The following is a 12,552-nucleotide window of genomic DNA, read 5'->3' as shown; positions in this document are numbered from 1 at the left end:
TATTCTGCTCCGGAGCCGTGCCGATGCGCAAGATGGTTTTTGCCGAGGCCCTGCTGCCCGAAGGCTGGCGGCGGAACGTGCGGGTGGAGATCGACGCCGAAGGCCGCATCGGCGCGGTGGTGCCAGACGCCGAACCCGGCCGCCTGGTGGCGATCCCGGGCCTGCCGAACCTGCATTCCCACGCCTTCCAGCGCGGCATGGCGGGCCTGACGGAACACGCCGGCGACAGCGAGGATTCCTTCTGGACCTGGCGTGAACTGATGTACCGCTTCCTCGCCCACCTCACCCCCGAGGATGTCGAGGCGATCGCGATACTGGCCTATGCGGAGATGCTGGAGGCCGGTTTCACCCGCGTCGGCGAGTTCCACTACCTGCATCACGCGCCGGGCGGCGCGCCATATGCCGACCGCGCCGAGATGGCCGTGCGCATCGCTGCCGCCGCGCATGCGACCGGCATCAACCTGACGCTGCTGCCCTGCTTCTACGCGCATGGGGAGATCGGCGGCGCACCGCCAGTGGCGGGGCAGCGACGCTTCCTGAACGGCCTCGACGGCTTCGCCGCGCTGGTCGAGGGCAGCCGCCGCGCCATCGCGGGCCTGCCGGGTTCAAATCTTGGCCTGGCGCCGCATTCCCTGCGTGCCGCGACGATCGCGGAGATCGGCGCCGTCGCCACCATGGCGCAGCCCGGCGAACCCCTGCACATCCATGCCGCGGAACAGGCGAAGGAGGTCGAGGCCTCGCTGCGCATCCTCGGCCTGCCGCCGATCGCCGCGCTGCTCGAAGCCGGGCTCGTCGATGCACGCTGGTGCCTGATCCACGCGACGCACGGAACGGCGGCCGAACTCACGCGTGTCGCGCAAGCCGGCGCGGTGGTGGGGCTCTGCCCGGTCACCGAGAGCAACCTCGGCGACGGCATCTTCCCTGCCGTGGCCTACCGCGCCGCGGGCGGACGGTTCGGCGTGGGCACGGATTCCAACGTGCTTGTCTCGGCAGCGATGGAACTGCGCACCCTCGAGTATTCCCAGCGCCTCGCGCAGCGGACGCGCAACGCGCTGGCGCCGCGCGGCGGCTCGACCGCGCGCGCGCTGTGGCAGGCGGCGGTCGCAGGCGGAACGCAGGCGCTTGCCGCCGGTCCCGCGGGCATCGTGCCGGGTGCCCATGCCGACCTGGTGCTGCTCGATCCGGATCACCCCGCCTTCGCCGCACGGGACGGCGACCGGCGCCTCGACACCCTGCTCTTCGCCTCGCGCGAGGGTGCGATCCGCGAGGTCTGGGTACGCGGTGCGCGCGTCGTCGAGGACGGCACGCATTCCGCGCGCGCGGCGGCCGAGCGCCGCGTCGCCGCCACCCTCGCGCGCATCCTCACGACATGAGCGCCTTCGTCCTCGACGGCGAAGGCCCGATGCACGCGCAGATCCGTCGCGCGCTCAGCTCCGCCATCCTCACCGGCCGCATCCCGCCCGGCGGCCGCATCCCGCCCGAGAGCGAACTGATGGCACTGTTCGGCGCATCGCGCATGACGGTGCATCGGGCCGTCGCCGCGCTGGCCGCCGAAGGCCTCGTGCGCCGCAACCGCCGCGCCGGCACGGTGGCGAGCCCGGAGGCGCGCGGCCGTGCGGTGTTCGAGATCTGGGACATCGGCGCCGAGATCCGCGCTGCGGGCCACGAGCACCGCTTCGAGATTCTCTCCCGCGCGGTGCGTCCGGCGAAGAGGGACGAGATGGACATTCCCGCCGGCAGGCTGCTGCTCGACATCACGACGCGCCACCTCTCGGACGGCAAGCCCGCGCAGGTGGAGGAACGCCTCGTCAATCTCGACGCCGCGCCGGGTGCTGCGGAGGAGCCGTTCACGGCCGCGCCGCCCGGCCGCTGGCTGCTCGACCACGTGCCATGGACCGAGGCGGAGCACGCCATCCACGCCGCCGCTGCGCCCGCCGGCGTCGCGAAACTGCTCGGCATGAACGCGGGCGACGCGGCGCTTGTGGTCGAACGTCGCACCTGGAACGGCGCCACGCCCGTCACCTTCGCGCGGCTCTGGCATGCCGGGGACCGGCACCGTCTGGTCGGGCGCTTTTCCGCCGGCGGCTGACGCCATCACCGCGCAGGAAGCCGTGAACGCGCTGTGCCGGATGCCGATGGCCGGCACGCGACCGCGCATTCCTTCGCCGTGAGGCTGCCGGCCCATCCCGGGCCAGGATCCCACGGCTGAACGAAGCCCCGGAGCGCCAGCCCCCGGGGCCGGAAAGGCCCGCTCGGGATCGGGCCCTGACCCGCGGACCTCCCTGCCGTCAGCGGCCCGGAGGCGCCAATGCCCCGCGCAGGAAGACCTCCACGGCCTCGCCGACGACCCGTTCCATCTCCGCCTCCGTGGGCGGGCCCTGCAGGCCGAGCAGCAGCGCCATGTGCGCCGCGCCGATGGCCATCCCGAACAGCATGCGGGCGGCCTGGCGCGCATCCGACAGCCGCAGCCGGCCCTGCGCCATCTCCGCCGCCAGGCGGCGCTCGATGGAACTGGCGCCACGGCCTGGTCCGGCGCGATGGAAGGCGTCGGCGAGTTCGGGGGAACGCTTCACCTCGGCGATGACCAGGCGGAAGATCGCGACCTGCCGCGGCTCGAACAAGTGGCGCGTGAGCGAGACCAGCATGCCGCGCAAGGCGGCGCCGAGTTGCGGCTCGTTCTCCGGCTCGGGGTCGATGCCCATGGGGCTGAGGCAGTCCAGCATCACCGCCTCGAACAGCGCCTCCTTCGAGGCGTAGTGCTGGTAGAGCGTGCGCTTGGACATGCCGGCGGCGCGCGCCACCTCGTCCATGTGGGCGGCCGCGTAGCCGTCGCGCAGGAACACCGTCTCCGCCGCTTCCCGCAGCACACGGCAGCGGTCGGCTTCCGGCAGACGCCGCCGGTGCGCAAGTTCCGCACTGGCGCTCATGATCGCCCTGCCCCCGCCTGCACCACCGTCCCGCTCCGTTCGTTCCAACCCCCGCCGAGGGCACGGTATAGCGAGACACGGTTCTGGAGTCGTTGCAATTCCAGGGCGATCAGCTCCTGTTGCGCGGTGAAGAGCTGGCGCTGGGAGTCGAGCGGCGCCTGGTAGTTGTCGAGCCCACTGCGGAAGCGCAGCAGGGCGAGCCGGTAGGCATCCTGGTAGGCCCCGACCAGCGCCCGCTGGGCGGCGATCTGCCGGTCGTAGGTGCCGCGGGCGGCCAGCGCGTCCGCCACCTCTCGGAAGGCGCCCTGCACCGTGCGCTCGTAGGTCGCGACCTGGATGTCGGTGCGGATGCGCGCCGCATCGAGGCTGCCCTGCAGCGCCCCGGCGGTGAAGATCGGCAGGTTGATCTGCGGCGCGAAGGTCCAGGCGCCGCTGCCTGCGCCGAAGAGCTGGGAGAGCCCCGCGCTCGCCGTGCCGGCGTTCGCGGTCAGGGTGATGCTCGGGAAGAAGGCCGCGCGGGCGGCGCCGATCTCGGCATTCGCCGCGACCAGGTTGCGCTCCGCCGCCAGCACGTCCGGCCGGCGCAGCAGGATGTCCGAGGAGAGGCCGGGGGAAACCTCGGCCACCGCGCGGCCGAGCGAGGAGACGGAGGTGGGCAGGACGTCCTCCGGCACCGGGCCGCCGAGCAGCAGCGCCAGCGCGTTGATGTCCTGCGCCTTCAGCCGGGAATAGCGCTCGAGGCCGGCGCGCGCCGTCTCGACCGAGGTCTGGGCCTGGCGCAGCGCGAGTTCCGTCGCCGTCCCGCCCTCATAGCCGGCGCGGGTGATGCCGAAGGCCTCCTGCTGGTTCGCCAGCGTCCGCTCCGTCAGGGCGAGCGCCTCCTGGTCGGCGGCGATGGCGAGCCAGGCATTGGCGACCTGCGCCACCAGGCTGATCTGCGCAGCGCGGCGGGTCTCGACGTAGCCGAGGTAGCGCTCGAAGGCCGCGGTGCTGAGGCTGCGCACGCGGCCGAAGAGGTCGATCTCGTAGGCGCTGAAGCCGATGCCGGCGCCGTAGATCCGCCGCGTGATCCCCGCCGTCGCGTCGATCGGCACGGCGGCGGAGGCGACGGGCAGCGGCGTGCGGCTGGCATCGAGGCTGCCGGTGGCGCCGACCTGCGGGAAAAGGTCGGCGCGCTGCACACGGTACTGCGATTCGGCCAGCGCGACGTTCAGCACGGCGACGCGCAGGTCCCGGTTGTTGGCGAGCGCCGTCTCGATCGCGCGCTGCAGGCGCGGGTCGCTGAAGGCGTCCCGCCAGCCGATGGCATCGGCCGCCTGCACCGGGTCGGCCGGCACGGCGGCGGGTGCGGTTGTTCGGCGATAGGCCGGGCCGTCCGGCCAGCCGGCGGCGATCGTCGGATCGGTCGCCGGCCGGTCGGGGATCAGGCTGCAACCGGCGGTCAGCAGCAGCGCGAAGGACAGGGCAGGAAGGCGATTCATGGTCATTCCCCGGCCGCCGGCAGCGGCGCCGGCGTGGTGACATCGGTGGTCTTCGGCCTGGTGCGGAACAGCCGCAGCACCACGAGGAAGAAGACGGGCACGAAGACGATGGCGAGCAGCGTGCCGCTGGCCACGCCGCCCAGCACGCCCGTGCCGATGGCGTTCTGCCCGCCCGCGCCCGCGCCCGTGGAGATGGCCAGCGGCACCACGCCGAGGCCGAAGGCGAGCGAGGTCATGATGATCGGCCGCAGTCGCTGCCGCGCCGCATCCACCGCGGCATCGAGCAGGCTCATGCCGCGGTCGAAGTTCTCCTTCGCGAACTCGACGATGAGGATCGCGTTCTTGGCGGAGAGGCCGATCGTGGTGAGCAGGCCGACCTGGAAGTACACGTCGTTGGACAGGCCGCGCCCCAGCGATGCGGCAACGGCGCCGAGCACGCCGAGCGGCACCACCATCATCACCGCCGCCGGGACGGACCAGCTCTCGTAGAGCGCGGCGAGGCAGAGGAACACCACCAGCAGCGACAACGCGTAGAGCATCGGCGCCTGGCCGGAGGACTGGCGTTCCTCGTAGGAGATGCCACTCCAGGCATGGCCGAAGCCGGGCGGGAGCTGCGCGGCGAGCCGCTCCATCTCCGCCATGGCGTCGCCGGTGGTGAAGCCCGGCGCCGGGGCCCCCGCGATCTCGCGCGAGGGGATGCCGTTGAAGCGCTCAAGCCGCGGGGAGCCGTAGGCCCATTCGGTATGCGCGAAGGCGGAGAACGGCACCATCTGGCCCTGCGCGTTGCGCACGAACCAGCGGTCGAGGTCGCCGGGGAGCATGCGCGCCTCGGCATCGCCCTGGATATAAACGCGCTTGACGCGGCCGCGATCCATGAAGTCGTTGACGTAGGTGCTGCCCCAGGCCGCGGAGATGGTCGTGTTGATGTCCGCGACGGTCAGGCCGAGCGCGCTCGCGCGCTCCCAGTCCACCAGCAGGCGGAACTGCGCCTCGTCATCCAGGCCGTTCGGCCGCACCGCCATCAGGACCGGGCTCTGCGCGGCCATGCCGAGCAGCTGGTTGCGCGCTTCCAGGAGCGCCGCATGACCGCGCCCCCCCTGGTCGAGCAACTGGAAGGTGAAGCCGGTGGCATTGCCCAGTTCCGTGATGGCCGGCGGCGCGAAGCCGAAGATCATCGCGTCCTGGTAGGTGGCGAAGCGCGCCATGACGCGCCCGGTCAGGGCACGGACGCCGTTCTGCGCGCCCGGCCGCTCCTTCCAGTCCCGCAGCCTCACGAAGGCCATGCCGGAATTCTGGCCGCGGCCGCTGAAGCTGAAGCCGTTGATGCTGAAGACCGAGGCGACGACGCCGCTCTCCTCCTCCCGCAGGTAGCGCGTCACCTCGTCCAGCGCGCGCTGCGTGCGGTCGGCGGTCGCACCGGGCGGGGCGACGACCTGCACGAAGGCGATGCCCTGGTCCTCGTCCGGCAGGAAGCCGCCGGGCAGGCGCATGAAGGCCATGCCGAGGCCGGCGAGCAGCGCGCCGTAGATGACCATCATGCGGAAGGGACGGCGCAGGCTTGCCGCCACGCCGCGCGTGTAGCCGCGGTTGGCGCGGTCGAAGCTGCGGTTGAACCAGCCGAAGAATCCGCGCGTTTCCTGGCCGGGCTTGTGCGGCTTCAGCATGGTGGCGCAGAGCGCGGGGGTGAAGAAGATCGCCACCAGCACCGACATGCCCATCGCGGTCGCGATGGTGATGGAGAACTGGCGGTAGATCACGCCCGTGGAGCCGCCGAAGAAAGCCATCGGCAGGAAGACTGCCGACAGCACCATGCCGATGCCGATCAGCGCGCCCGTGATCTGGTCCATGGACCGGCGCGTGGCCTCGATCGGGGAGAGGTGCTCCTCGGCCATCACGCGCTCGACGTTCTCGACCACCACGATGGCGTCATCCACCAGCAGGCCGATTGCCAGCACCATGCCGAACATGGTCAGGGTGTTGATGCTGTAGCCCGCCGCCTGCAGCACCGCGAAGGTGCCGAGCAGCACCACCGGCACGGCGATGGTCGGGATCAGCGTCGCGCGGATGTTCTGCAGGAACAGCAGCATCACGAGGAAGACGAGGATGATCGCCTCGATCAGCGTGTGCACGACGCTTTCGATGGACAACACGACGAAGGGCGTCGTGTCGTAGGGGTAGACCACCTCCAGCCCCTGCGGGAGCAGCGGGCGCAGCCGCTCGATGGTGGCGCGGACGGCATCGGCGGTGTCGAGCGCATTGGCGCCGCTCGCCAGCTTCACGCCGATGCCGGCGGTGGGCTGGCCGTTGAAGAGCGCGCTGATGGCATAGTTCTCGCTGCCGATCTCGACGCGGGCGACATCGCGCAGCCGCACCTGGGACCCGTCCTGGCGGACGCGCAGCAGGATGCTGCCGAACTGCTCGGGCGTGCTCAGGTAGGACGGGCCGATGACGGTGGCGTTGAGCTGCTGGCCCGGCACGGCGGGCAGCGCCCCCATCTCGCCGCTGGCGACCTGCACGTTCTGGGCGCGGATGGCATTGGCGACATCGCTCGGCGTCAGGCCGAAATTCACCAGCTTCGCGGGGTCGAGCCAGATGCGCATGGCGTATTGCGCGCCGAAGACCTGGTAGTCGCCCACGCCCGGCGTGCGGCTGAGGGGATCCTGCACATTGGTGACGAGGAAGTCGGAGATGTCCGCATTCGTCATCCGGCCATCGGTCGAGACGAAGCCCACCACCATCAGGAAGTTGTTGGTCGCCTTGGCGACGCGGATGCCCTGCTGCTGCACGGTCTGCGGCAGGCGCGGCACGGCGAGCTGCACCTTGTTCTGCACCTGCACCTGCGCCGTATCGGGGTTGGTGCCCTGGGCGAAGGTGAGCGTGATGACGGCGCTGCCGTCCTTGCTCGCCTGCGAATTGAAGTACAGCAGGTTGTCGATGCCGCTGAGCTGCTGCTCGATCACCTGCACGACGGTGCTCTGCACCGTCTCGGCCGAGGCGCCGGGATAGGCGACGGAGATCGAGATCGCCGGCGGGGCGATGTTGGGATACTGCGCGACCGGCAGGGTGCGGAGCGAGAGCAGGCCCGCCAGCATGATGACGATGGCGAGCACCCACGCGAAGACCGGGCGGTCGATGAAGAAGCGGGCCATGATGCGTTGCCTCAGTTCGCGGCGTGGGCCGCGGCGACCTGGCCGGGGCGGGGCGCCGCCTCGGTGGCGTTCGCGCGCGCGCCCGGGCGGATGCGCAGCACGCCTTCCAGCACCACGCGGTCGCCGGGGGCCACGCCTTCCGTCACCAGCCAGTTCGTGCCGATGGCGCGGCTGGTCTTGAGGATGCGCTGTTCCACCACGCCCTCGGCGTTGACGACATAGGCCATGGGCTCGCCGCGCGGCGTGCGCAGCACGGCCTGCTGCGGCACCAGCAGGGCCTGGTCGATGATGCCTTCCTCGACACGGGCGCGGACGAACATGCCCGGCATCAGCAGGCCGTCGGGATTCGGGAAGACGGCGCGCAGCGTGACCGAGCCGGTGCCCTGGTCCACGATCACCTCGGAGAACTGGATCTCGCCGGGACGGGAGTATTCCGTGCCGTCCTCGAGGATCAGCACCGCCTTGGCGCGGTCCTCGGCGTCGCGGCGCAGCACGCCTTCCGCGACGTCGCGCCGCTGGCGCAGCAGGGCGGAACTCGGCTGCGTCACGTCCACGTAGATCGGGTCGAGCTGGGTGACGGTGACGAGGGCCGAACCCTGGTTCGCTGTCACCAGCGCGCCGACGGTGACGGAGGAGCGGCCCGTGCGCCCGGCGATCGGGGAGTTCACCACCGTGTAGCCAAGATTGATGCGCGCAACGTCCACCGCCGCCTGCGCGGAGGCGACATCCGCCTGCGCCTGGCGCAGCGCGGCCTCGGCGATGTCGAGGTCCTGCTGGCTGACGGCGCGCGCGCGCACCAGCGGGCGGTAGCGGTTGACGGTGATCTCGGCCGAATGGGCGGAAGCTTCGGCGCGGGCGTGCGCCGCCTCGGCGGTCTCCAGCGCGGCCTGGAAGGGAGCGGGGTCGATTCGGAACAGTGGCTGGCCGGCAGTGACCTCCTGGCCTTCCGTGAACAGGCGCTCGCGCAGCACGCCGCCGACCTGGGGACGGACCTCGGCGACGCGGAAGGCGCTGGTGCGGCCGGGCAGCACGGTGGTCACGGGCGCCGGCTGGTGGCGCAGCGTGAGGACGGTGACCGCGGCCGGCGGCGGCGCCGCGGGGGCGGCATTGGCGGCGCCCGGGCCGGGCGCCTGGTCGCAGGCGGCAAGCAGGAGCAGACCGCCCAGAAGGGCCGGAGTCGCGCGGCGATAAACGTGCGGATTGGAGCGGGCGGCGCTGCGTCGCATGGTGGGCCTCTGGGGAAACTCGGGGGTTTTCTAAACGGAAACTGATAAGTTTTCCTTACGGCGTCAAGTCACTTTGTTGCGCCGCAACATGACGATACATGGCGCGAGCGGACCCCCTGCCCTGCTGTCCCGCACCGGAACCTCCCCGACGGCCGGATCATCCCTCCGGACAGGCCGGGCCGGGGATGACCCCCAAGGTGCCGACCGAGACATGCCGCCGGCCTCGCTGCCCCGGGGCGCGGATGGGAGCCCGGCGGCTTGCCTGGCCTTGACCGACCGGGCTTGCCGGCACCGGGCACCCGGCCGAGACTTCCCGCGGGGAAAGGAAACGAATGCCGGACGGAACGCTCGCGCCGAGTATCGAGACGCGACAATCCTGGGTCGTGGCCGTGGCTGTCGTGACGATGCTCGCCCTGGCGGCCGGCGCGCCGCTCACTGTCGTGATCGGCCTGATTCCCATCTCGGAAACGCTCGGCGCGGGGCGCTCATTGCCTTCGCTCGCGACGACCTTCGCCTATCTCGGCACCGGCATCGGCGGCGTGATCTGCGGGCTGATGGCCGCGCGCCTAGGCCAGCGCGCCGTCGCCATGCTCGGCGGGTTGTCGCTGCTGGCGGGATTGGCGCTGGCCTCGACCGGGCAGTCCTGGTCACTTCTGGCGGGAATCGGGCTGGGTGTCGGGCTGTTCGGCAACGGGGCACTCTTCGCGCCGATGGTCGCCTATGTGACGCTGTGGTTCGACCGGCGTCGCGGGACCGCCTTGGCGTTGGTCTCCTCCGGCCAGTACGTGGCGGGCATGATCTGGCCTTCCGTCTTCGATCACTCGATCGCGGCCTTCGGATGGCAGGCGACGATGCTTGGCTACGGGGTCTTCGCCTCGGCCGCCGTGGTGACGCTCGCGGCGCTGCTGCTGGCACCGCCGCCGCAGCCGGTCGGCGGGCCGGCGTTGCCGCGTGCGGGGAGCCGGCGGCAGGTTCTCGGGATGCGGCCGAATGCGGCCCTTGGGCTGCTCTCCATCTGCTCCTTCCTGTGCTGCGTGCCGATGGCGATGCCGGCGGCGCATCTCGTGGCCTTCTGCGGAGATCTCGGCATCAGCGCGTCCCGCGGGGCGGCGATGTTGTCGGTGCTGCTGCTCTGCGCCTTCCTGGCGCGGCAGTTCTGGGGCTGGCTGTCCGACCGGATCGGCGGGCTGTGGACGGTCTTCGTCGGCTCCGTCGCGCAGGTGGCGGGGATGCTCGGCTTCCTCGCGACGCAGGACGAGGCCGGGCTGTTCTTCGTCGCCGCTGCCTACGGCCTCGGCTTTGGCGGCATCATCCCGGCCTATGTGCTGGCGGTGCGCGAATTGTTTCCCGCGGCCGAGGCGAGTTGGCGCGTGCCGACCCTGCTCTTCCTCAGCCTGTCGGGCATGGGGTTCGGAGCGTGGCTGGCCGGGAGGATCTACGACGCGGTCGGCTTCTACGCCGCGGCCTGGTGGGTCGGCATCGCGTTCAACCTGGTGCAGTTGGCGCTGATCGGGCTGCTGATCGCGCGCCAGCGCCGCGCGGCACTGTCATAATCGACGGCTCGCCGCCGCACTGCGGATGTGGATGGCGATGGGCGGTGCCCTCGCGCCGCATGTTGCGGCGCACGAGCCTCCGGGCGGGCCGAAGCACAGGGGAGGCCTCCATCGTCGGGAATTCCCCGCACACCATGGCGTGACGATGGCCGGCGCGTCCTCGCGCGGCGCTGCTCTCGGCTGCCATGCGCGCCAGGGGCTGGCGCGGTGTCGCGCCGCTCCGCCCACAGCGCGAGGCTGCGGCGGAGCGTCACGGTCTGCGCTTCCGCGAGGAAGCGTCCGTCAAAGAGCGGCCAGCACCGCCTGGCCGCTGCTCACCTCGAAGGCGCCCGGCGCCTCGATGGCGATATGCGTCACCTTGCCGTCCTTCGCCACCAGGGCGAAGCGCTGGCAGCGGACGCCGAGGCCGCGCGCGGTCAGGTCGAATTCCAGGCCCATCGCCTTGGTGAAGACCGCGGAGCCGTCGGCGATCATCGCCACCTCGTCGGTGATGCCCTGGTCCTTGGCCCAGGCGCCCATGACGAAGGGATCGTTCACCGCCATGCAGGCGATCGCGTCCACGCCCTTGGTCTTCAGGGCCGCCGCGTTCGCGACGAAGCTCGGCAGGTGCTTGGCCGAGCAGGTCGGCGTGAAGGCACCAGGTACGCCGAACAGCGCGACGGTGCGGCCCTTGAAGAATTCGCCCGTGTCGACTTCCTTCGGGCCCTCGGCAGTCGCCTGCGTGACCTTCACGGTCGGGATCGAATCGCCCACGCTGATCGCCATGTCGTCCTCCTCGTTGGTGTTCCGGATGTAGCGCGGGGCGGGAGTTCTGTCATCGGGGTGCACGAGCCTTGCGGCATGGAGCGGCCTGCGCCAAGTGAGAGCCATGGCCACCTCCTCCAGCACCATGCCGGAGCCCGCCGGCGGCTACCTCGCCGGGCACCTGCTCATCGCGATGCCGGGCATGCAGGATCCGCGCTTCGACCACTCGGTGGTCTGCCTCTGCGCCCATTCGTCCGAAGGCGCGATGGGACTCATCGTGAACCGCCCGCTCGCCGGCATGGCCTTCGACGACCTGCTGCGGCAACTCAACCTGGAACCGGTGCCGCCCCAGCGGCGCATCCGCATGCTCTCCGGCGGGCCGGTCGAGGCCGGCCGCGGCTTCGTGCTGCACACCGACGACTGGTCGACGGACGGCAGCCTGCCCGTCGCGTCCGGGCTGACGCTGACCGCGAGCCTCGATATCCTGAAGGCGGTCGCCTCCGGCGGCGGCCCGCGGGACTGCGTGCTGGCGCTCGGCTATGCCGGCTGGGCGCCCGGGCAGCTCGAGGACGAGATCCAGCGCAACGCCTGGCTCAGCGTGCCCGCCGACGGCGCGCTGGTGTTCAATGCGGATACCACCCGCACCTGGGAGGCCGCGCTCGCGAAGCTGCGCGTCGATCCCGCATTGCTCTCCGGCGACGCCGGCCACGCCTGAAGGATTGCCGCATGCAGATGTCCGCCATCCCGTTCGACACCACCGACTGGTCGAAGGTGGAGCCCAGCCGCCATGCCGGCGACGAAGGCGAGGCGCTGTGGCGCACCCGCCATGTCGGCCCGGCGGAGAACCCGATCCGCGTGCGCATGGTCGAGTATTCGCCGGGCTACGTCTCCGACCACTGGTGCCAGAAGGGGCATGTCCTGCTGGTGCTGGAGGGCGAGCTCGAGACGACGCTCGCCGATGGCCGCGTCTTCACGCTGAAGCCGGGCATGTCCTACCAGGTGGCGGACGGGGCGGAGCCGCACCGCTCGCGCACGGCGACCGGCGCAAAGCTCTTCATCGTGGACTGACTACTGCCGGGCGCTCTGGCGCGTGACGCCGGTGGCCCAGGCGAAGCCGACGACGGCGCCCTTCATGAAGGGCAGCAGGGCGATGCTGACCACCGTGATCAACGGCAGCCATATCGCGAACTGCACCCAGAGCGGCGGCGCCCAGGCCTTGTCGAGCCAGAACATCGGAGGCAGCAGCAGGTGGCCGACGAGGAACAGCGTCAGGTAGGGCGGCGCGTCGTCGGACGGATAGGCGCCGTTGTCGGACCCGCAGCGCTCGCATTGCGGCCGCACCTTGAGGAAGCCCGAGAAGAGGTGCCCTTCCCCGCATTGCGGGCAACGCAGGCGGAGCCCGCGGCGCACACCCTCGGCAATCCTCGACCTCTTGGTCATCTGCGTCTCCGTTCGGGCGACCGATCCGGGCA

At 71.3% G+C, this 12,552-nt stretch carries 11 protein-coding genes; 5 read left to right on the top strand and 6 right to left on the bottom strand.

The genetic code is table 11. The features are described from left to right. The first annotated feature begins 23 nt into the window (after positions 1 to 23). Both GXW76_RS04425 and GXW76_RS04420 read left to right on the top strand, forming a co-directional pair. Positions 24 to 1,373, top strand: a complete 1,350-nt coding sequence (locus GXW76_RS04425) for a formimidoylglutamate deiminase (protein WP_211860778.1) — start codon at positions 24 to 26, stop codon at positions 1,371 to 1,373. Further along, complete coding sequence (locus GXW76_RS04420) at positions 1,370 to 2,089, top strand: UTRA domain-containing protein (protein ID WP_211860777.1); 720 nt, start codon at positions 1,370 to 1,372, stop codon at positions 2,087 to 2,089. The genes GXW76_RS04425 and GXW76_RS04420 overlap by 4 nt, the downstream gene beginning before the upstream one ends. Before the next feature lie 199 nt (positions 2,090 to 2,288). Here the strand turns inward: GXW76_RS04420 and GXW76_RS04415 are convergent, their stop codons facing one another. The 4 genes from GXW76_RS04415 to GXW76_RS04400 are packed head-to-tail and all read right to left on the bottom strand — an operon-like array spanning position 2,289 to position 8,783. Next, the gene (locus GXW76_RS04415; protein ID WP_211860776.1) at positions 2,289 to 2,927 is read right to left on the bottom strand and encodes a TetR/AcrR family transcriptional regulator; all 639 of its coding nucleotides are present in this window, start codon (positions 2,925 to 2,927) and stop codon (positions 2,289 to 2,291) included. Continuing rightward, positions 2,924 to 4,408 (bottom strand): efflux transporter outer membrane subunit, encoded by a 1,485-nt coding sequence (locus GXW76_RS04410; protein WP_211860775.1) that lies wholly within the window; start codon positions 4,406 to 4,408, stop codon positions 2,924 to 2,926. Before GXW76_RS04410 ends, GXW76_RS04415 begins: the two co-directional genes overlap by 4 nt. A 2-nt stretch (positions 4,409 to 4,410) precedes the next feature. Beyond that, positions 4,411 to 7,557: an efflux RND transporter permease subunit gene (locus tag GXW76_RS04405; protein ID WP_211860774.1), complete on the bottom strand. Its 3,147-nt coding sequence runs from the start codon at positions 7,555 to 7,557 to the stop codon at positions 4,411 to 4,413. 11 nt (positions 7,558 to 7,568) lie between these two features. After that, positions 7,569 to 8,783 (bottom strand): efflux RND transporter periplasmic adaptor subunit, encoded by a 1,215-nt coding sequence (locus GXW76_RS04400; RefSeq protein ID WP_211860773.1) that lies wholly within the window; start codon positions 8,781 to 8,783, stop codon positions 7,569 to 7,571. Positions 8,784 to 9,115: 332 nt separating this feature from the next. On the opposite strand from GXW76_RS04400, the gene GXW76_RS04395 reads away from it, so the two are divergent. Further along, positions 9,116 to 10,336 (top strand): MFS transporter, encoded by a 1,221-nt coding sequence (locus GXW76_RS04395; RefSeq protein WP_211860772.1) that lies wholly within the window; start codon positions 9,116 to 9,118, stop codon positions 10,334 to 10,336. 282 nt (positions 10,337 to 10,618) lie between these two features. Here GXW76_RS04395 and GXW76_RS04390 read toward each other — a convergent pair whose 3' ends face one another. Next, positions 10,619 to 11,101 (bottom strand): peroxiredoxin, encoded by a 483-nt coding sequence (locus GXW76_RS04390; protein WP_211860857.1) that lies wholly within the window; start codon positions 11,099 to 11,101, stop codon positions 10,619 to 10,621. 103 nt (positions 11,102 to 11,204) lie between these two features. Between GXW76_RS04390 and GXW76_RS04385 the strand changes: the two genes are divergently transcribed. Then, a complete protein-coding gene (locus GXW76_RS04385; protein ID WP_211860771.1) occupies positions 11,205 to 11,795 on the top strand; it encodes a YqgE/AlgH family protein in 591 nt (196 codons plus the stop codon). 11 nt (positions 11,796 to 11,806) lie between these two features. Beyond that, entirely contained in the window at positions 11,807 to 12,148 is a 342-nt protein-coding gene (locus GXW76_RS04380; protein WP_211860770.1) for a DHCW motif cupin fold protein, read from the top strand. On the opposite strand, the gene GXW76_RS04375 is transcribed toward GXW76_RS04380, so the two are convergent. Then, a complete protein-coding gene (locus GXW76_RS04375; protein ID WP_211860769.1) occupies positions 12,149 to 12,520 on the bottom strand; it encodes a DUF983 domain-containing protein in 372 nt (123 codons plus the stop codon). Positions 12,521 to 12,552 lie beyond the last annotated feature (32 nt).

This window comes from Neoroseomonas soli (assembly GCF_018129065.1).
In the GTDB taxonomy this organism is placed as follows: domain Bacteria; phylum Pseudomonadota; class Alphaproteobacteria; order Acetobacterales; family Acetobacteraceae; genus Neoroseomonas; species Neoroseomonas soli.
Note: the sequence above shows the minus strand (reverse complement) of the source record. Positions and strands in the feature narration are given on the sequence as shown.